The following is a 19,218-nucleotide window of genomic DNA, read 5'->3' on the forward strand; positions in this document are numbered from 1 at the left end:
CGCCCGAGGAAAGCGAAGTCTTGCACGGAAATCAACAGCGGTGTAACACGTAATCTCATTGTTCGTCTTTAGAGTGTATAGATTTAGTTATGTCCCAGCCTCTTTCGTTCAACGTACCTTTTTTGTTTCTTTCTCGTCACCAGCTCTTCCAGAGTACCGGAACCGCACACGACGCCAAGTACAATGAACACCAATCCGATCAGATGATAATATGTCACGGTTTCCCCCAGGAAGATAGATGCTCCAACCAGGGAGAAAAAAGTATTGAGATTAAGGAAAATCGATGTTTCCGCAGCCCCGATTTTCCCAATTGAATGGTTGTAAATCATATGTCCCACAGCTGTCGCCAAGATGGCCGATGCAAAGAATAATACCCATATCGAGGCAGAAGCATCCCCTAATTGTCTCAATCCCCCCGGCTCTGTGAACAGACTGATGATAAACAGGACGACGGAACCGAATACGAGCATATAACCCGTCAGCAAACGTGGGTCCAGCGTTTTGGCAGCATGGCTTATGATGATGAAGCTCAATGCCTGAGAAAAAATGGAGATGAAGATGAACAGATCGCCCATTTTCAGTCCTCCGATTCCCTCCCCTCCCGATAATACGATGATCGTCACGCCGACACTCCCGGAAAGAAACCCGATTACCTTAATTACAGTCGGCCTGTTCCGAAGAATGATCGTCGCCATCAAAGCAGTCAAGAGTGGACCCGTTCCGAGGATCAGCCCACCGTTAGTAGACGAAGTACCCGTTAACCCGACTGATAAAAAATAATGGTGACTGACCACATTCAACAGACCACCGCTAGTGATGAACAGAAGTTCTTTGGCTGTCGGCTTCCTGACCTTCCCCATTAAACCAAGAATGATGAATACCGTAATACCTGCCGTAAAAATCCGGAGTGAAGTGATCGTCACAGGTGTAAATTCACTTACCAACGTTTTTAATGCCGGGACATTAAATCCCCATATCAACATAATGAATACAAGAATCAAATAGGTTTGCCATTTTTTCAAAACTTACGGCGCCTTCTTTCTATTTCGGATATTTCATCCAATCATAGCACCCAAAAACCTTCTCTGCCAGAGAATAAATCCATATTCTTATCACTCATGGACTATGCTATAGTTAAAGTCGAAAGGGGTTTTCTAAAAATGACAAATCAACAACTGCCACCAAAGACATGTACCATCGAACGTCTTGTCACAAAATCTGAGGATGTCCAAAAGGTTCTTCAAGGAACGAAAACGGCGACACGCCGCAATGGAAGATACGCGGATATCGGGGAAATCATGGAGCTAAAAGGAAAGAAATACATAGTGAACAGTGTCTATTCACAATCGCTAGGTGAACTGACGGATGATCATGCAAAGCAGGAAGGGTTTCAAACGGTGGAGGAATATAAAAATACCATTCTCTCCTATCACCCGGGAATGCCTTGGCACCCCGACATGAAAGTATGGGTCCATGAGTTCAGCTTAGTGACAGAATAAGGTCCTATATATGGAACAACTTCTATACAGAACACTGATTTACCTTCATGTCATTAGTGTCGTAGCTTCAATTGGGCCTTTCTTCATTCTATTGCCGATGATGAAGAAACTGCGTTCCGCCTCTGAGACCGTCCTTCCTTCTTACTTGGAGACGTTCCGTTTCACTGTACAGCTTTCAAAGCATTCAGGGCACGTCCTTGTAGGAACGGGCATTCTCCTGGTTCTGCTTGGACCATGGACATGGACGACGCCGTGGATCATTATGACCCTCGTCATCCTGTTCTGTTCCCTTTTCTTTCTCGCACGGGCATTTTCACCGACCTTGCGGAAATTCAGGGAAGATGATGCGAACAGGGAAAAGCTGGTCGGAAAGTTGCACCGGACCGTCTGGATATATCTCATTCTCTTACTGGCAATGCTGTGGTTTATGGTTGTAAAGCCGGAAATGTGGGCTTAAAGAGTGTGTGCCAGGTACAATTTTGGTTGATTGTGCCTGGTACACGCTTTTTCGTATGACTGAGCTTTTTTATAGCGACAATCTTCACATACCCACACCTATATTAATGTTATTAATCAGCTTTTGTTGTGCCACTATAACAAAACTTGGCCAAGTTTTGTTTGGAAGTAAAAACACCCTATTCATTCCCCTTATTACCCTTCGAATCCAACACTTTAATAAAATAGGCAGTCGGTAGTAACAACCCGATAGCTGCTTCCAACAAAGCAAAGAACCTGAGATACCCGGTGGGGATATAATCACCGTACCCAACTGACAGGATCGTCACGCCGCTATAATAAAGGTAATTAGAAAATGTATGCTCTACGGGCTTTCCACCAGGCGAGCTTACCCGTAGCATAGGATTATCGAAGGACAATGCATAATAAAGTACAGCAAATGCAATCATGATACCAAAAAGGACAAAGAACAGTTTATAAAATAGCGCGGTGCTGAAATAGCTATACTTGAAATGCTTATCTTTTAAAAAATAGATTAGGTTTACCAAAATAAATAGAAGGGCCCCTAATGTAACGATGGTTGCCAAAACGTTGTGAATCCTCCTCTTACTATAGACTATGTTTCATATACCACGTGCTGTATGATTAAAACCGATGATTTCAAATTCGTATTCCTCTTCACCCAAACCCACATATGATATAACAACTCCTCTTAGTTGAGAAAGGTGAGAAAACCATTGAATATGTATAGACCCGCTCATGGCGGTGGAGGGCATGCAAGTTGGGGAAATGGACACGGACACGCAAGTTGGGGACACGGAACAACCTGGAACCAGGGAGGGAACTGGAATCACGGAGGAAATTGGAATCACGGCTGGGGATACCCTGGTTTTGCTGCCGGGACAGTGACAGGATTAGCCGTTGGTGCTGCTGTATCACCTGGACCTTACCCGGTACCCGCGCCTGCTTATCCATATCCGTATCCGTACCCTTATCCCTATCCACCACCGTACCCACAATAAATATAGAAACGAGGCAAATCCCCGATTCCTGAATGGAGTCGGGGATTTCTTTACGGTTGCATTATTTAATCAAACGTCGGCTACTATGGTTTATGTCATGTTTCTTTTTCAACCATGAAATTCCTCCCATGGAATGGAGATTCCCTCTTTATTATAATGACGAACGTTTTTCTATTAATAAAATGTGGTATAATAGATTAGTTGGTAATTTATTTCATAGATTCGTATACACAAGGAGGAAGCAATATGGATTTCCTATTTCCACTTGGACTAGCCATCTCTACCGGTGCAATCATTGCCCTTTTAAAAATCATTGCCATCGATATCATTCTGTCTGGCGATAATGCCATTGTCATAGCCATGGCAACAAGGCGATTACCAAAAGACCTTCAAAATAAAGCGATATTCTGGGGAACGGCCGGTGCCGTCATCCTCCGTATTTTCTTTGCAGCGATCATCGTCTATTTACTTCAGATTCCTTATGTGCATCTCATCGGTGGCGTTCTGCTGCTATGGATTGCCTATCAGGTACTTGTCGAGGATGAAGAAGAAGCCAATATCAAATCGCATACAGGGCTTAGACAGGCCATTACGACCATCATCATTGCCGATGCCGCGATGAGTCTAGATAACGTCGTTGCTGTAGCAGGTGCTGCTCACGGACATATCGGTATGATCGCCCTTGGCGTCTTCATTTCGATCCCGATTATGATCTTTGGCTCGAAAGCGATCGTGAAAATTTTGGAAAGATACCGCTGGATCGCCTACCTTGGAGCAGGGATCCTTGCCTACACAGCAGGGGAAATGATCGTGTCAGATGAGAAGTTCTTACACCTTATCAATATTGAGCATGGAGCGATTACGACCATTATTACAATCGTTCTGACTGCCGCCATTCTTCTTGGTGGTCTCCTGGCAAATAAGCGTACTCAATCTGATCATAAAAATGTTCAACAATATAATGCATAAACAAAAAGATGCCTGCACGCGTAGGCATCTTTTTTGTTTTGTGAAAGACCTTTTTGGAAAGACTAATTGCCAGTCAATTAAGGAGGAGGACGTTTGTATTGGATTTCTTCATGAGCCAGCATTCACTGACTGCTATGGAATGGATTTTCCGTGCGGCTATAGGATTCATCTTTTTACTTGTCATAACCAAGTTAATGGGACAACGGTCCATCTCTCAACTGCGATTCCTTGATTTTGTTATGGCCCTCCTCATAGGGAATATCATGGCTCACCCCTTGTCAGACGAAGGGTTAGGAATGAAAGGATCTATGCTCACTATGGGTACATTGGTCTTTCTCTATCTCATAGGGGTCTACCTCAGTCTTCATTCAACCATCATACGGAAAATACTGGACCCGTCCCCTATCTCCATCATATATAATGGTGACATCTTATATAAAAATCTAAAGAAAGCAAGGATTCCTTTAGAAAGCCTGTTATCTGAATTAAGGAAGCAACAAATCGAAGAAGTTCACAAAGTGGCAATAGCCATGTGGGAGCCGGGAGGAGAAATTTCATTCTTCCTCAAACCACAATATCAGCCAGTGACACATCAGGATGTTGCGCTTCCTTTTCAAGCATTTGACCTCCCCATACCGATTATTGAGGATGGCAGAATCAATCTATCTGAATTACTGAACCTGAATAAAGACGTATCCTGGCTGCACGATCAATTGAGAAGCTCTTATGATGCAACAGTTCATGATGTCTTGCTGGCAACGATAGATAAGCAGGATCAAATAAAAATCTATCTGTATAAATGAGAACCCCTTCCACACGCGGAGGGGGTTTTAGATTATGATTTCATCATCTGTTTAACCAGTTCTTTGTTCCTTTTCTTGAATACTTCGTTATGGGATGATACCATGGCAAATTCATTTGCGTCAGGCTGAATGAATTGCTTGGCTTTATTGACTGCGTTTGCAGCATCTTGGAAAGCACCCGCAATCAGATTCACCTTTCCTTCATGTTTCAGGATATCTCCTGCCGCATATAGTCCATCTATGGAGGATTCGCTCGTTGTCGAACCTGCTATATAATATTCATCGATCATGGCGATATCGAGTGAACTATCTTTAAGTAAGGATGTATCGATTTCATAACCGTGATTGATAATCACCTCATCGATTGACAGATAGGACACTTCCTTTGTCTGGTGATTGGTCAACTCGACCCTCTCAATGGAATCGTGATTGGCTCCTGCAAGCAATTTGGATATAGACGTATTCAGTAAACAAGTCGCCGAGCTGTTCATGAGCTGTGCGCATTGTGCCTCGTGTCCTTTTAGAGCATCTTTTCGATAGGCGATATACACCTTCTTAGCCACAGGCTCCAGTTCATTTGCCCAATCGATTGCGGAATTCCCTCCTCCAGAAATGATGACCGTCTTTCCTTTAAAGCGTTTTAATGACTTCACAGTGTAGTTTAAATTGGAGACTTCAAATCGTTCTGCCCCTTCAATGTCAAGCTTTTGAGGATTGATGATCCCGCTACCCACTGCGACGATGACCGTTTTTGAATAATGCTTTTCACCGGAGGAACCCTCTAAAATAAAGATTCCATCTTCGTTCCTTGTAATCGATTCCACTTTTTCATTCAGGACGACAGTCGGGTTGAACGTTAACCCTTGTTGAACAAGTTGCTCGATCAATTTTGCCCCCGGTACTGGCGTAAGTCCCCCTACATCCCAGATCATTTTCTCAGGATATACGTGTATCTTTCCACCTAAGGTTGATTGAAATTCAATGATCTTTGTTTTCATTTCTCTTAATCCGCTGTAAAAGGCTGAGTAAAGTCCAGCAGGCCCTCCGCCAATGACGGTTACGTCGAATATTTCTTTTATCATATCCGTTCACTCCTTGGTAATCAGAACGCAACTGATTATCATTCTCAACTACATCCTACAACTTTTTTTCTTCCATGACAATAAAAATTTCTATTGACATTAGGAAAAATGAATTATAGTATGGAAATTGTTCGAGACTGATAATCATTATCACTTAGATATTCACTCACAATACTTTTTGGGAGGTTATAAAATGGCACGCCTCTATACGGAGGATTTAAACATTGGCTATGGTGAGCGCTTAATCGTTAAGAATCTTAATGTCGTAATCCCCGACAAGAAAATCACGACAATTATCGGCTCCAATGGATGTGGAAAGTCCACTTTACTGAAAGCGATTACCCGGATCATTTCCCATCAAACCGGGAACGTGGTGTTGGATGGTGAAAATATTTCAAAAGGTGATACGAAGGAATTAGCTAAAAAGATGGCGATTCTTCCTCAGACACCAGAAAGTGCAAGTGGACTCTCGGTTGGTGAATTGGTGTCTTACGGACGTTTCCCCCACCAAAAAGGAATGGGTCGGCTGAAGAAGAAAGATTATGATGTGATTAATTGGGCCCTTGAAGTAACAGGAACACTCCAATTTAAGTACAGAGAAGTCGATGCATTATCAGGTGGTCAACGACAACGGGTATGGATCGCCATGGCGCTTGCCCAGGAAACGGACATCATCTTCCTCGATGAACCTACTACATACTTAGACATGGCCCACCAGCTTGAAGTCCTTGAGCTGTTACAAAAGCTCAATCAGGAACAGGAACGCACCATTGTGATGGTCTTGCACGATTTAAACCAGGCAGCCCGTTTTGCCGATTATATCGTAGCCTTAAAAGAAGGTGAGATTGTTAAATCGGGAAGTTGCGAAGAAGTCATCACACACGACGTATTGAAGAAGGTTTTTCAGATTGATGCCGAAATCGGGAGAGATCCTAGAACAAATAAACCAATGTGTATCACATATAACTTACTCAAAGGAGAAGATCAACATGAAAAAATGGGTCATTCCATTCACTCTGCTGTTAGTGTTACTGGTTAGCGCCTGCAGCAACGGTTCATCAAAAGAAGAAGGTTCAGATGCAAAGGAAAAGGAAAGTAAATCAGATACCATCACATATCAGTCAGAAAATGGTCCCGTTGAAGTGCCGGCAGATCCACAGCGTGTCGTCGTTCTATCTTCATTTGCAGGAAATGTAATGGCACTTGATGTGGATCTCGTTGGTGTAGATTCCTGGTCCAAAATGAATCCTCGTTAGGAAAAAAAGCTCGAAGGTGTTGAAGAAGTTACCGACGAAAATCTTGAGAAGATTATTGAACTTGATCCGGATCTGATCATCGGTTTATCCAATATTAAAAATGTGGATAAATTAAATGAAATCGCTCCTACTGTTACATACACTTACGGAAAAGTAGACTATTTAACTCAGCACATTGAAATTGGAAAACTATTAAACAAAGAAAAAGAAGCTCAGCAATGGGTCGATGACTTTAAAGAGCGCGCACAAACTGCCGGTGAGGATATCAAAGCAAAAATCGGCGAAGATGCAACCGTTTCCGTCATTGAAAGCTTCAATAAGCAATTATACGTATACGGGAACAATTGGGGTCGCGGGACAGAGATCCTTTATCAGGAAATGGATTTGAAGATGCCTGAAAAAGTAAAAGAACAAGCGTTGGAACCTGGGTACTTTGCCCTTTCCACTGAGGTGATGCCTGAGTTTGCGGGAGATTATCTGATTATAAGTAAGGACCCTAAAGCAGATAACTCGTTTATGGAAACCGAAACATACAAGAACATTCCTGCAGTGAAGAACAACCAGGTATTTGAAGTGAATATGATGGAATTTTACTTTAATGATCCTCTTACTCTGGATTATCAGCTGGATTTCTTCAAAGAGAAATTTCTAGGCAATTAAGTGGTATTGGGGAATTCTTATGATGAGAATTCCCCATTTTCTATACTCTAAAAAGAAAAGATGATTGATGATGACCATTCAAAATCAACAAATTCCTTTTATTTATAAATTGATCGGTGCGACCCTTCTTTTTGTAGCTGCCTTTTTGGTATCTGTTACTTTTGGAGCTGCCGAGACAACGGTGAAGGATGTCTTTCATGCCCTCACGTTCTCGGCTGAGGGAGACAAGATCACTATTCTCCAGGAGATCCGCTTCCCCCGGGAAGTCGCCGCCATCGTGGTCGGGGCATCCCTTGCCGTATCAGGTGCCATCATGCAGGGCATGACACGTAATCCCCTGGCAGATCCCGGTTTACTTGGCCTGACAGCCGGAGCGAATGCTTCCCTGGCAATCGCTCTCGCATTCATCCCTTCCATCAGCTATTACGGGATCATGATTGCCTGCTTTATTGGTTCTGCAGCCGGTGCCCTAATGGTGTTCGGGATCAGCTCCATGAAAAGAGGAGGCTTTTCCCCTTTTAGAATCGTACTGGCGGGTGCTGCCGTATCTGCCTTTTTATTTGCCATAGCTGAAGGAGTCGGCTTGTTTTTCAAGTTGTCGAAAGATGTTTCCATGTGGACGGCAGGTGGAATGATCGGTACTACCTGGTCTCAGCTTCAGGTGATCGTTCCATTTATTGTGATCGGTATTCTCGTAGCTTTATTTTTCTCCAGACAACTGACGATCTTGAGCTTGAATGAAGAGGTGGCGGTTGGGCTGGGACAGCGTACGGTCTTTGTCAAAGGTGTTCTATTCATCGTGATCGTCCTTCTCGCAGGGGCTGCCGTTGCACTTGTAGGGAATATGGTATTCATTGGGTTGATGATTCCCCATATGGTCCGTGCAGTCGTTGGAACAGATTATCGTTTCATCATTCCCATCTCCTCCCTGTTTGGCGCATCATTCATGCTTCTTGCCGACACACTTGGACGTACGATCAACTCGCCATTTGAAACACCTGTGGCCGCGATCGTTGCGATGATGGGGCTTCCCTTCTTCCTGTTCATCGTTCATAAAGGAGGGAAAGGCTTCTCATGATACATCCGGACTTGATCAAAAAACAGCGCATGCTCCTTATCGCTCTACTCATACTTATCGGGGCAACCGCCTTTGTCAGCATTGGAATGGGCTATTCTTCTGTATCATATAACAGGCTCGTCCCCACTTTGTTGGGGGAAGGATCATTTAAAGAAGAGTTCATCCTCTTTTCCATCCGCTTGCCGAGGATCATCATCACCATTCTTGCAGGAATGGCCCTTGCCTTATCCGGTTCCATCCTTCAGGGGGTGACCCGGAACGACCTGGCTGACCCCGGGATCATCGGGATCAACTCGGGGGCAGGTGTAGCGATTGCCATCTTCTTTTTGTTCTTCCCTATCGATGCGGGTTCCTTTGCTTATATGCTTCCGATTGTGGCATTCGCCGGGGCACTCCTTACAGCCTGCTTGATTTACATATTTTCTTACAGCAGGCGGAATGGAATCCAGCCAGTACGCCTTGTCCTGGTGGGAGTCGGATTCTCCATGGCCTTATCAGGGCTGATGATCATCCTGATATCCAGTGCGGAAAGGGCAAAGGTTGACTTTATTGCCAAGTGGCTCGCGGGTAATATATGGGGGACCGATTGGCCGTTTATCTGGGCCATCCTTCCATGGTTGGTCATTTTGATTCCTTTTGCTCTGTATAAATCCCAAATGCTTAATCTACTGGGATTGAGTGAACCTGTTTCCATAGGAGTAGGGGTCTCCATAAACCGTGAGCGCTTCATGATGCTGATGGTAGCCGTCGCCTTAGCCGCATCGGCCGTCTCCGTCACTGGCGGGATTGCCTTTATCGGCCTGATGGCCCCACATATGGCGAAGGCCCTGGTCGGACCACGCAGCCAAATGTTCATGCCCATCGCCATCCTACTCGGGGGCTGGCTCCTGCTCCTCGCAGACACCATAGGCCGGAACATCCTCCAACCCGACGGAATCCCTGCCGGCATCATGATCGCCCTCATCGGCGCCCCCTACTTCATGTACCTGCTACTAAGGAAGTAGGCTTGAGGGACGGACCTCTAATTTAACGAAGGATTGCTATAATGACGGGATATGTGGCTTGATTTAGTAGGTCCGTCCCTCAAAAAAATGCTGATCTCCACCTGTAGGTGGGGATCAGCATTTTTTCTTTCTTATAGGATATGAGTGGCAATTAATCGGTCTAGTTTACGGATGTCCACTTTTTTATTCAGGCTTAGTTTCATCTTTCCGACTTTTGTCCAAAGTTCGAGTTCGGCGTCGATGTCTAGTGCTCCCCCGTTTTCGCTGGAATAGAGAATGATTGATCTGAATGGAATCGTATATACTTCGATTTTTTCTCCCGTAATACCCTGGCGGTCTGCAATCATGATTCTTTTATTCGTGACAACCGCTACATCCCTGACCGTTTTATATGCGACTTCCGCTCTTTCTCCTTCAATCAGCATCGTATATAACTCCTGGGGTACTTCCACTTCCTCGAAAAATGTGAACCTCATCGTTTTCTTTACTTCCACCATATTTACGCCTCCCTGGTAAACTTACATCTTACATTCTAGTATAGCAGAAGCGTTATCCATTTTTAGGTAATAGACATTTCATCTTTTAGGATTCCGACTGATCCCATCCTTGCTATCTCACCGTCGGACTGACGTCAGCGCTTCTATATTCCTCCTCAACTTCGACTGCCACGGGCTTCTTACTCCAAAACGTAGCGAGGATCGGACCTGAAATATTATGCCATACAGCTGCAATGACGCTCGGCAGGGCCGCAAGTGGACCGAAATGGGCACTGGCAAGAGCAACACCCAGACCGGAATTCTGCATTCCCACTTCAATGGAGATGGCCCGTCTTGTTCCCTCATCCAGCTTCATGAGGACACCTGTCCCATAGCCGAGACCGAGCCCAAATAGATTATGCAGTATGACCGCCGTGAAAATGATAGCGCCGGAAGCAGCAATATTTTCAACATTTGCCGAAACGACGGCTGAAACGATGATGATGATTGCCAGTACTGAAATGAGCGGAATGACATTCAAACTTTTTTCCACAACAACCGGGAATAATTTACGGATCACGAGCCCCACTGTGATCGGAAGGATGATCACCTGAACGATTGAAAGGAACATGGCAACGGGATTGACCGGCAGCCACTGCCCCGCCAGCCCCAGAAGGATCAGTGGAGTAGCAATAGGTGCAAGGAGCGTCGACAGTGACGTCATGGCAACGGATAATGCCAGATTGCCTTTTGCCAGATACACCATGACGTTCGATGCCGTCCCACCTGGAACAGACCCCAATAATACCAAACCGGCAGCCAGTTCAGCCGGTAGGCCAAGTATGTAAGCAATCAAAAAGGCACCAAGAGGCATAATGAGAAACTGTGCCAGAACCCCCGTGATGACAGGAAGTGGCTTTTTCAGTACCAGTTGAAAATCAACGGGCTTCAAGGTTAGACCCATCCCAAACATCACGACTCCTAATAGAATCGTAATATAGGCACCCAATGGCAGAAATGGTGCAGGAACAAAGTAAGCGACAGCCGCTACGAGGATGACCCAGACGGCAAAGTACTTCCCTGCCAGATTGCTGATGGTTTCAAGTAGTTTCATTTTTTGTCCTCCTCCTTTTTATGTACAAGTTTATGAGGGTTGAAGATTTCAAGTGGATCAAGTGCATGTTTGATTTTCTCCATTACACTTAAAGCTCCACCGTGCTCCCGCTCCTGATACTTCATCTTCCCGACTCCTACTCCATGTTCTCCCGTGCATGTGCCGTTCCGTTCAAGGGCGTATTCAACAATCAGTTCATTATATATACCGGCCCTTTTCACCTCGCCGGGATCATTCAAGTCAATCATGAGTGAGGTATGATAATTCCCATCTCCGACGTGTCCCAGAATCCCTCCGATTAGCTCTAATTCCTCCAGTTTCTTTCTTGCGTGCTGAATGGCTCCTGATAATTCCGAAATGGGCAAGCAAACATCCGTCACCATGAGTTTCCTTCCCGGATGCCCATGCACATAAGCATAGGCAAGGTTATGCCTTGCTTCCCACAGTTTATTGCGGGCTGCGGTGTCCTCTTCAAAGACAATGTCTTCACATTGATGATCTTGTACGATTTCTTTCGTGAATTCTACATCTTGATTCAGACCCGCCTCATTTCCATGAAACTCAAGGAAAAGGGTAGGTTTTTCTTTATAATCCGTGTCACTGAATCGGTTCACTTGTACCATGGAGGGTTCATCCACGAGTTCACACCTGGCAATCGGAATCCCCGCCTGTAATATGGAGACGACCGCTTCCACCGCATCATTCACAGTATGGAATGATGCCCGTGCCGCCACGATATGTTCAGGGATCCCATATACGCGGAGGGTCAATTCCGTAATACATCCGAGCGTTCCCTCAGACCCTACGAATAAACTATTTAAGTGGTAACCGGAGGAGGATTTCTGCGCCATGTTCCCAGTATGGATCACTTCCCCGGCGGGAAGCACCACTTCGAGATCACGCACCTGATCACGCATCACACCATATTTAACCGAAGTCGTACCACTTGCATTGGTTGCAGCCATACCGCCGAGTGTCGCATCCGCTCCCGGATCCACTGAGAAAAAGAGGCCAGATTTCTTTAATTCTTTATTCAGCTGAGTGCGCGTCACCCCGGGTTGAACCTTTACGAGGAAATCCTTCTCCCTCACCTCAAGGATTTTATTCATCTGGGAAAAGTCGATCGTGATCCCCTTATCATAAGGAATCACATGTCCCTCGAGACTTGTACCAAGCCCGAAAGGAATGATGGGTATAGTATGAGTCGAAGCGACTTTCACAATCGCACTCACTTCCTCACTGCTCCTCGGGAACACCACCACATCCGGCGGGCTTGGAGAATGGTAGGATTCATCCTTTCCGTGCTGATCCAAAACCGTTTCATTCACCGTCACCTGGCCATTGCCTACAACCTCCCTTAACTCGTCCAACAAACGACTAACCTTCACACTCATACGACACTCTCCCCTTCAAAAAATGTATAATGTATCGAATTATACCCAATAATCAGAATATTTCAATAGTAAATTGGGATTCTTTTGATGTAACCATTTGGGTGGTCATTTGAGGGACGGACCTCTAAAACGGGCATTTTTAGACGTGAATCCTCATCATACCGGGATTCAGATAAGGTCCGTCCCTCAAAAAAAGTGGTATCGGCGGATGGCCGATACCACTGGTTTCTAGGTTATGTTATTGTGAGCTTTTTGTTTAGCAGGGTAAATGTTGCTTGGAGTTTTTCTTTTGGGATGGTTTGGTATTGGTCTCCTATGCTTACTTCATAGGCACATTCGTTTTCAGTGATTTCTTTCACGTATCCGGTTAAACCGACACCGGTTTCTTCGTACACGTCGATCAGGATGGATTCGATTTGTTTTTGAGGATAGTGAAAGATAACGTGAAACATGTTTGAAACAGGCTTTAGCGGCAAGGTGGAAATCCCCTCACAGTCATTGAAGTGGGCAGCCAGTTCCTTCGCATCTTCATAATACTGATCCATTTTCCCGACACGCTGATCGAAATAGTAGTCTGCACTGATAATGTAAGGGTACAGACTGATCAAATCACCGCCGTGCCGACGCTTCCATACTTTGGACTCTTCCGTGAATGCCTCGCTTCCCGCCAGGATTGCCCCAGCTATCCCGCCGAACCCCTTATAAAATGAAATATAGACACTATCAAACAAATCACATATTTCTGAGGCCGTCTTCCCGTAATGAGGGAGCACCTCAAAGAGCCTGGCTCCATCCAAATGAAGCTTGATTCCTTTCTCACGGCAGAATCGTGAGATGGCTTCAAGGGTTTGATACTCCGGCAGCTGCCCTCCAATTTCCCGTTGTGGCAGTTCCAATAATAAGCATGCAATATCCTCATCCAGACCGGTAACGTCCTCAAGGTCAATCACACGTTCCTTATCTGCCAATAAAATGGGTTCAATCCCATGTAATTTCTTCAATCCATCCTCTTCATGTATTTCCAGGTGGCATAAAGGATGATATGCCACTTTCGGAACCTCTTTTTCGTCACACCAAATACGGAGGGCGATCTGCTGGGCCATCGTTCCACTCGGAAAGAACACTGCACGTTCTTTCCCAAGCTGATCCGCCATCTTCTCCTGAAAATCTTCTATTATCTTACCGGATCCATAAATATCGCTTTCCAAATCACCATCCAGCCTATCTAGTGCCTCTTTCATAACATCAAGATTCCTTTTTCCATGCCCTGATACAGAATATGGAGCACTTCTATACGCCTCAAATAACCTTTTTTCTCCCATCACCATTCACCCCTTCTATAATTTCATCGCCTCTGCAATGAACCCCTTGATCCGCTTTTTGTATTCCTCTTCTTGCACTGTGAAGCCTTCCGTGTGACCTGCACCAGGAACGATCCATAATTCCTTCACACCGCCTGCTGCCTTATACAAGCGATTGGCCATCTCTGTCGGGACGAGCTCATCCTTATCACCGTGAATGATGAAGAGCGGCAAGCGGTTCTTCTTCACCTGCTCCAGTGCAGATGCTTCTTTAAATGAATAACCTGCCCTCACCTTGGTCACCACACCCGTGATATCCATAATCGGAAACGCAGGCAGGCGATAAAGGTATTTCAACTGATGGGCAAGCTCCTCGTCGACAGAGGTATATCCACTATCCGCAATGATTCCCTTTACTTCTTCCGGAAGCTCCTCCCCGCTCGTCATCAACACGGTTGCGGCTCCCATGGAAAAACCATGGAGGAAGATGGTGTCCTGTCCTTTTTCATCAACCAGGAATCCAATCCACTTTTTCACATCCAGCCGGTCGTCCCAGCCATAGCCGATATAATCCCCTTCACTCTTACCATGTCCACGGGCATCGGGTTTAAGAATATTGTATCCCTCTTCATAATAGAATCTAGTAATTTCAGGCATCTGCTCGCTGTTTCCCTTATACCCATGGGCAAGGATCACCGTCTTCCCGTTCGGTGACTCGTTCTCGAGGTATTGGGCTCTGAGGGTCAATCCATCATCCGACTTCACCTCCACCTCCTGAAAATCCCGTTTACTTGTCCAGTTTTGCAACTCTTCTAATTTCTCCTGTTCCTCCTCCAAAGCGCTGACCGCTTCCACCGCTTCTTCTGTGCCTCCGTATAGTTCAACCGCTTCATTGCTGCGGTTAATGGCCACATCATAAAAGTAGTTTCCGGCAACGATCAAACCAAGGAGGGACAACACCAGCAAACTGCTCACAATCCACACAATTTTCTTCTTCATGGCATGGTCTCCTTCGTACAGATAAGTTACTTATATTTTACCGTAATAAGTTATCAGATTCATAGAAAAAGACACGTATGAAAAACGCTCAGGCATCCCTGAGCGCTTTAACACGATTTAAACCGTTATACTACTACTCTCTTTCCATCTATTAACTTGCGCTCTTTTAATGAAATCTTCACGTCCTCCATATATCCTGATGACATCCCGTATTTCCTCAGGCAGATATTTTTCATTCCGGGCATGACCAAGTGAATCATATCCAGAACCCCTCTGTAAATAATCGGAGGAGGCAACAGAATACCATTTCTCATCCTCTAACGGCTCGCTTCCTATTAGAATGCTAAAGATCTCTTGCCCATTGTGACTAATTTCAGCACCGGAAACATGCAGCCTCCCGACGAACTTACCCCTGAATCCCGGTCCTTTTCCATCTGCCAGACAAATCTCCACATCCAGGGACTCTTCGATTGCTTTCCTTATATGCTTCCCCTGTATGTCAAAAGAAGTCGGGTTCAGTGGGGATGGGCAGATTTCTATGAGCTTTTTATGATTGATCATTTGAAAGGCCCCGGCGTTCACGACTCCACTGTTGATCATACCGAGATCACATTTCAACATGTCCTGCAAACCATCAGCAATCAAATTGGTCATCGGATTCTCTTCCAGCACATCATGCCAAAGGGATTGATCTATTGTATAAAGAGGTTTGCTCAACACCTCGATCGCAATCTCTTTGTTTTTCTTAAGAATGGCTTTGACTTCACGATCCACAGGGGACGAATCAGTCGCTAACGTTTCTCCCCGTATCAGTTCCACCCCATCACTTGTCACGTCCAATTCGAGCACTCCGATGTATTCCCCGTAGCAGCCAGCGCTGTTCATCACAGTCCCACTGACAACCTTTGCCTCTGTAAAGAGTTGATGATCATGTGCGGAAAGAATGATGTCCACATCGTCCAGTTCATTAGCCAGTTCCTCATCGGCCACTGTCCCTACATGATTGAGGAGGATACAAAGGTCGTATGCCCCCCGGTTGCGTTCCAGCTCCTCCCTGATGGCTTCTTTATAATCCGTTATATGTACACCAAGACCATCATTGAAACCCTGAAGATCAGGAGAGGAACCCGTGATGAGAATCCTGATACCATTCTTCTCAAGAATCACGCTTGACTTCACTCCGTTGACGCTCGCTTTGTCTTTTCTGTAAAGATTATTACTGATAAAAGGGATGGGACTGTTATCTGCCATATGTTCAAGGGTGTCGAAGCCGTTGAACATCTCGTTGTTCCCGATCGTCAACGCATCGTATCCGACAGATTGAAGAAGTTCAATCGCCGCCATCCCTTTCGTCCCCTGAAGTTCGATGCTCTTGAAATCAGCAAAATCCCCTCCATCGAGAACAATGGTAGACTCGTCCTTCAATTCCTTAATCAGAGATGCCGCTCTCCCAAATGCGTCAAAATGGCTGTGCATATCATTTGTATGTATGATTTTTAAATTCATCTTTACCTCCGCTACTTTTTTTATCAGAAAACTCTCTCTATTAATAGTATCGGAAATTAAGTTCGTGTAAAGGCTTTTTATGGAAAAAAATAGAGCTTACCTTCCACGAAATGGGAGTTAAGCTCTAGATCAAGATTCATCTATCAGTTCTGTATAAATGACTAAACGTTCTACGTAATTATGAATATCATGATCAAAATATCCTGTGCACGTAATCAGGTTCAGCATCCTTTTATCGCTTGGTCCGAAAATCTTCCTAAGTGGAGCGTCATCTTTTTCATAAGCGACTTTTTCCCTTACTTCGAATGTAAAAGTCTTTCCCTGTTCATCTTGCAGAACGACCTGATCTCCTGGTTCAAGTTTTTTCAGTTCAAAAAAAACGGAATGTATAATTAATAGAAATAGATTTCAAGATTTAACCTGTCACAACAGCACATTCAACTCTTCACTCGAGATTATTCAAACAGTCGGACCTTTGGATCCTTATCACAACAGTGGACAAGCATCGCGTGAAGCTGCCCGCGATAATGATAAAGATGATCTGTGATTTTCACCAGCCATTCAAACCGGGTATATGTCATCTACCAATAGCAGTCGGCTTATACAAGGAGATTACCATTGACACATTCCAATCGATGCATATAAAATGTGAAATAATCATTTTTGAATAAATAAAATGTTCAACAAACTCGTATAATATTGGAAATATGGTCCAAAAGTTTCTACCAAACTACCGTAAATGGTTTGACTACGAGAGAAAAAGAGTGGCAGGAGTCCCTCCACTTCTCTCTATGTCAAACCCCGGGTGCATTCATTCCGGGGTTTTTTCTATTCGATAAGGAGAGGATCACATGAGTAAACAGAAAGAAACACTTAAAAAACGGATTGCAGCGGCCAATAAAGATATCCCTGCAGACATGGTCATAAAAAACGCGAAGATCATCGATGTCTTCAACCTGGAAATCACAGAAGGTGATGTGGCGATTTCAGATGGGATGTTCATAGGGATCGGACATTACGAAGGTAGACAAGTGATCGATTCGAAAGGCAAATACATTTGTCCGTCCTTTATCGATGCCCATGTTCATATCGAATCCTCCATGGTCACCCCTTCAGAATTCGCCAAAGTCGTTCTTCCACACGGTGTTACCACTGTCATCACGGATCCACATGAAATTGGCAATGTGTCGGGAAAAGAAGGACTAAGGTTTATGCTGGATGATTCTGAGCACATCCCCCTGGACGTGTTTACCATGCTCCCTTCCTGCGTCCCGGCCACCCCTTTCGAAAATGCAGGAGCGACACTGACCGCCAATGAGCTGGAACCTTTCTATCAACATGAACGTGTCCTCGGACTTGCTGAAGTGATGGACTATCCCTCCCTTCGAAGAGGGGAAGATTCCTTGTTGGATAAAATCACGGCTACCAACCCGTACACGCACAATATGGACGGACATCTGGCTGGCCTTGAAACGAACGCAATCAATGTATATAGAGCAGCCGGCATCCGGACCGATCATGAGTGCACCACCGTTCAAGAAGCAAAGGACCGCTTACAGAGAGGGATGTATGTGCTGATTCGGGAAGGAAGCGTTGCAAAGGACCTGCAATCCCTCATCCCTGTGGTGAATGAACGTAATGCACGCAGATGCCTTTTCTGTACAGACGACAAGCATCTCGATGATTTAATCGAAGAAGGAAGCATCGATCATAATGTTCGGCTCGCCATAAGCGTTGGTCTAGATCCCCTCATAGCGATTTCCATGGCCTCACTCAACGCTGCCGAATGCTACGGGCTTGATAAAAAAGGCGCGATCGCACCGGGCTATGAAGCAGATTTCATCTTGCTTGATAACCTTGAAGGTATAGGAATATCCAGCGTGTACAAGGGAGGGAAACCGGTAGCTGAAATGGGGAAGTATTTTGGAAACCCGATTGCCAAAAAAGGCGCGGAATCATCACTGACTTCAACTGTTCATATTCCTGACCTCAAGGATAAAGATCTGCAAATCAAGATCGGTGATACAAAAAAAGCTCATATCATCGAGATTAATCCCAATCAGCTCAGAACGAATAAAGTGATTGAATCGGTTCAGTCAGCAAACGGTGTCTTTATCCCTTCCATTTCAGATGACCAACTTAAGATGGTCGTGGTGGAAAGGCATCACCACACAGGAAATATAGGCTTAGGAATCGTAAAAGGTTTAAGCCTGAAGGAAGGAGCCATCGCCACGACCATTGCCCATGATTCACACAATATTGTGGCAGCGGGCACAAATGACGGGGATATCCTGAAAGCCGTAGAGGCACTGGGTGAAATGAACGGCGGCCTTGTCATGGTGAAGGACGGAAAGGTCATCGCCTCCCTTCCATTAGCCATTGCCGGTTTAATGTCTGATGGTGGCTATAAAGATGTTGCCGAGGGACTCATACAGTTGAAGGATGCATTTGTACAGCTGGGATTCACCGGGGACTTCAATCCATTCCTCACCCTTTCTTTCCTGACCCTGCCTGTGATTCCGGAACTGAAGCTGACCGATTTAGGATTGTTTGATGTCAGGGATTGCCGGCATATTGAGGTTGGGGTAAGGGATTGAGG

Annotated in this window: 19 protein-coding genes, 2 pseudogenes and 1 riboswitch; of the genes and pseudogenes, 10 read left to right on the top strand and 11 right to left on the bottom strand. The window is 45.1% G+C overall.

Annotation, left to right across the window (positions count from 1 at the left end):
- Window positions 1-83 precede the first annotated feature (83 nt).
- Entirely contained in the window at window positions 84-1,022 is a 939-nt protein-coding gene (locus KYJ26_RS09510; protein ID WP_219167039.1) for a DMT family transporter, read from the bottom strand.
- Window positions 1,023-1,160: 138 nt separating this feature from the next.
- On the opposite strand from KYJ26_RS09510, the gene KYJ26_RS09515 reads away from it, so the two are divergent.
- Both KYJ26_RS09515 and KYJ26_RS09520 read left to right on the top strand, forming a co-directional pair.
- A complete protein-coding gene (locus KYJ26_RS09515; protein WP_219167040.1) occupies window positions 1,161-1,499 on the top strand; it encodes an ASCH domain-containing protein in 339 nt (112 codons plus the stop codon).
- Between the two features lie 10 nt (window positions 1,500-1,509).
- Window positions 1,510-1,956: a hypothetical protein gene (locus KYJ26_RS09520; RefSeq protein WP_219167041.1), complete on the top strand. Its 447-nt coding sequence runs from the start codon at window positions 1,510-1,512 to the stop codon at window positions 1,954-1,956.
- 178 nt (window positions 1,957-2,134) lie between these two features.
- On the opposite strand, the gene KYJ26_RS09525 is transcribed toward KYJ26_RS09520, so the two are convergent.
- On the bottom strand, window positions 2,135-2,542 hold the full coding sequence (locus tag KYJ26_RS09525; protein WP_219167042.1) for an ion channel: 408 nt from the start codon (window positions 2,540-2,542) through the stop codon (window positions 2,135-2,137).
- 156 nt (window positions 2,543-2,698) lie between these two features.
- On the opposite strand from KYJ26_RS09525, the gene KYJ26_RS09530 reads away from it, so the two are divergent.
- The 3 genes from KYJ26_RS09530 (at window position 2,699) to KYJ26_RS09540 (ending at window position 4,749) form a co-directional block, all read left to right on the top strand.
- A complete protein-coding gene (locus KYJ26_RS09530) occupies window positions 2,699-2,977 on the top strand; it encodes a hypothetical protein (protein WP_219167802.1) in 279 nt (92 codons plus the stop codon).
- A 246-nt stretch (window positions 2,978-3,223) separates the two neighbouring features.
- Entirely contained in the window at window positions 3,224-3,946 is a 723-nt protein-coding gene (locus tag KYJ26_RS09535; RefSeq protein WP_219167043.1) for a TerC family protein, read from the top strand.
- A 98-nt stretch (window positions 3,947-4,044) separates the two neighbouring features.
- Window positions 4,045-4,749, top strand: coding sequence for a DUF421 domain-containing protein (locus KYJ26_RS09540; RefSeq protein WP_219167044.1), 705 nt, complete (start codon window positions 4,045-4,047; stop codon window positions 4,747-4,749).
- Between the two features lie 32 nt (window positions 4,750-4,781).
- Here the strand turns inward: KYJ26_RS09540 and KYJ26_RS09545 are convergent, their stop codons facing one another.
- The gene (locus KYJ26_RS09545; protein WP_219167045.1) at window positions 4,782-5,831 is read right to left on the bottom strand and encodes an NAD(P)/FAD-dependent oxidoreductase; all 1,050 of its coding nucleotides are present in this window, start codon (window positions 5,829-5,831) and stop codon (window positions 4,782-4,784) included.
- A gap of 193 nt (window positions 5,832-6,024) precedes the next feature.
- On the opposite strand from KYJ26_RS09545, the gene KYJ26_RS09550 reads away from it, so the two are divergent.
- The 4 genes and pseudogenes from KYJ26_RS09550 (at window position 6,025) to KYJ26_RS09565 (ending at window position 9,829) form a co-directional block, all read left to right on the top strand.
- Window positions 6,025-6,870 (top strand): ABC transporter ATP-binding protein, encoded by an 846-nt coding sequence (locus KYJ26_RS09550; protein ID WP_219167046.1) that lies wholly within the window; start codon window positions 6,025-6,027, stop codon window positions 6,868-6,870.
- A pseudogene (locus KYJ26_RS09555) lies at window positions 6,821-7,747 on the top strand (iron-hydroxamate ABC transporter substrate-binding protein). Before KYJ26_RS09550 ends, KYJ26_RS09555 begins: the two are co-directional and overlap by 50 nt.
- 70 nt (window positions 7,748-7,817) lie before the next feature.
- Entirely contained in the window at window positions 7,818-8,825 is a 1,008-nt protein-coding gene (locus KYJ26_RS09560; RefSeq protein ID WP_219167804.1) for a FecCD family ABC transporter permease, read from the top strand.
- The gene (locus KYJ26_RS09565) at window positions 8,822-9,829 is read left to right on the top strand and encodes a FecCD family ABC transporter permease (RefSeq protein ID WP_219167047.1); all 1,008 of its coding nucleotides are present in this window, start codon (window positions 8,822-8,824) and stop codon (window positions 9,827-9,829) included. Before KYJ26_RS09560 ends, KYJ26_RS09565 begins: the two co-directional genes overlap by 4 nt.
- Window positions 9,830-9,960: 131 nt before the next feature.
- On the opposite strand, the gene KYJ26_RS09570 is transcribed toward KYJ26_RS09565, so the two are convergent.
- The 8 genes and pseudogenes from KYJ26_RS09570 to KYJ26_RS23935 form a co-directional block, all read right to left on the bottom strand.
- On the bottom strand, window positions 9,961-10,326 hold the full coding sequence (locus KYJ26_RS09570) for a PH domain-containing protein (RefSeq protein ID WP_219167048.1): 366 nt from the start codon (window positions 10,324-10,326) through the stop codon (window positions 9,961-9,963).
- Between the two features lie 112 nt (window positions 10,327-10,438).
- Window positions 10,439-11,419, bottom strand: a complete 981-nt coding sequence (locus KYJ26_RS09575; RefSeq protein ID WP_219167049.1) for a bile acid:sodium symporter family protein — start codon at window positions 11,417-11,419, stop codon at window positions 10,439-10,441.
- Complete coding sequence (locus KYJ26_RS09580; RefSeq protein ID WP_219167050.1) at window positions 11,416-12,813, bottom strand: FAD-binding oxidoreductase; 1,398 nt, start codon at window positions 12,811-12,813, stop codon at window positions 11,416-11,418. Before KYJ26_RS09580 ends, KYJ26_RS09575 begins: the two co-directional genes overlap by 4 nt.
- A 233-nt stretch (window positions 12,814-13,046) precedes the next feature.
- Entirely contained in the window at window positions 13,047-14,135 is a 1,089-nt protein-coding gene (locus tag KYJ26_RS09585; protein WP_219167051.1) for a threonine aldolase family protein, read from the bottom strand.
- A gap of 15 nt (window positions 14,136-14,150) precedes the next feature.
- On the bottom strand, window positions 14,151-15,113 hold the full coding sequence (locus KYJ26_RS09590) for an alpha/beta hydrolase (RefSeq protein WP_219167052.1): 963 nt from the start codon (window positions 15,111-15,113) through the stop codon (window positions 14,151-14,153).
- 117 nt (window positions 15,114-15,230) lie between these two features.
- On the bottom strand, window positions 15,231-16,619 hold the full coding sequence (locus tag KYJ26_RS09595; RefSeq protein WP_219167053.1) for a bifunctional metallophosphatase/5'-nucleotidase: 1,389 nt from the start codon (window positions 16,617-16,619) through the stop codon (window positions 15,231-15,233).
- A gap of 129 nt (window positions 16,620-16,748) precedes the next feature.
- On the bottom strand, window positions 16,749-17,012 hold the full coding sequence (locus tag KYJ26_RS24365) for a class F sortase (protein WP_219167806.1): 264 nt from the start codon (window positions 17,010-17,012) through the stop codon (window positions 16,749-16,751).
- A gap of 62 nt (window positions 17,013-17,074) precedes the next feature.
- A pseudogene (locus tag KYJ26_RS23935) lies at window positions 17,075-17,200 on the bottom strand (DinB family protein); the annotation flags it as partial.
- A gap of 88 nt (window positions 17,201-17,288) precedes the next feature.
- Window positions 17,289-17,390, top strand: a riboswitch (purine riboswitch).
- 80 nt (window positions 17,391-17,470) lie between these two features.
- Here KYJ26_RS23935 and ade point away from each other — a divergent pair.
- Complete coding sequence (gene ade / locus KYJ26_RS09605; protein ID WP_219167054.1) at window positions 17,471-19,216, top strand: adenine deaminase; 1,746 nt, start codon at window positions 17,471-17,473, stop codon at window positions 19,214-19,216.
- Window positions 19,217-19,218: the final 2 nt, after the last annotated feature.

Origin of the sequence: Rossellomorea orangium (genome assembly GCF_019334305.1) — a bacterium.
Lineage (GTDB): Bacteria > Bacillota > Bacilli > Bacillales > Bacillaceae_B > Rossellomorea.

Bases quoted from the DNA above. Each gene is read 5' to 3' on its own strand.
- KYJ26_RS09515 (WP_219167040.1), top strand. From the start codon at position 1,161: ATGACAAATCAACAACTGCCACCAAAGACATGTACCATCGAACGTCTT.
- KYJ26_RS09520 (WP_219167041.1), top strand. From the start codon at position 1,510: ATGGAACAACTTCTATACAGAACACTGATTTACCTTCATGTCATTAGT.
- KYJ26_RS09530 (WP_219167802.1), top strand. From the start codon at position 2,699: ATGTATAGACCCGCTCATGGCGGTGGAGGGCATGCAAGTTGGGGAAAT.
- KYJ26_RS09535 (WP_219167043.1), top strand. From the start codon at position 3,224: ATGGATTTCCTATTTCCACTTGGACTAGCCATCTCTACCGGTGCAATC.
- KYJ26_RS09545 (WP_219167045.1), bottom strand. From the start codon at position 5,831: ATGATAAAAGAAATATTCGACGTAACCGTCATTGGCGGAGGGCCTGCT.
- KYJ26_RS09550 (WP_219167046.1), top strand. From the start codon at position 6,025: ATGGCACGCCTCTATACGGAGGATTTAAACATTGGCTATGGTGAGCGC.
- KYJ26_RS09560 (WP_219167804.1), top strand. From the start codon at position 7,818: ATGACCATTCAAAATCAACAAATTCCTTTTATTTATAAATTGATCGGT.
- KYJ26_RS09565 (WP_219167047.1), top strand. From the start codon at position 8,822: ATGATACATCCGGACTTGATCAAAAAACAGCGCATGCTCCTTATCGCT.
- KYJ26_RS09570 (WP_219167048.1), bottom strand. From the start codon at position 10,326: ATGGTGGAAGTAAAGAAAACGATGAGGTTCACATTTTTCGAGGAAGTG.
- KYJ26_RS09575 (WP_219167049.1), bottom strand. From the start codon at position 11,419: ATGAAACTACTTGAAACCATCAGCAATCTGGCAGGGAAGTACTTTGCC.
- KYJ26_RS09580 (WP_219167050.1), bottom strand. From the start codon at position 12,813: ATGAGTGTGAAGGTTAGTCGTTTGTTGGACGAGTTAAGGGAGGTTGTA.
- KYJ26_RS09585 (WP_219167051.1), bottom strand. From the start codon at position 14,135: ATGGGAGAAAAAAGGTTATTTGAGGCGTATAGAAGTGCTCCATATTCT.
- KYJ26_RS09590 (WP_219167052.1), bottom strand. From the start codon at position 15,113: ATGAAGAAGAAAATTGTGTGGATTGTGAGCAGTTTGCTGGTGTTGTCC.
- KYJ26_RS09595 (WP_219167053.1), bottom strand. From the start codon at position 16,619: ATGAATTTAAAAATCATACATACAAATGATATGCACAGCCATTTTGAC.
- ade (WP_219167054.1), top strand. From the start codon at position 17,471: ATGAGTAAACAGAAAGAAACACTTAAAAAACGGATTGCAGCGGCCAAT.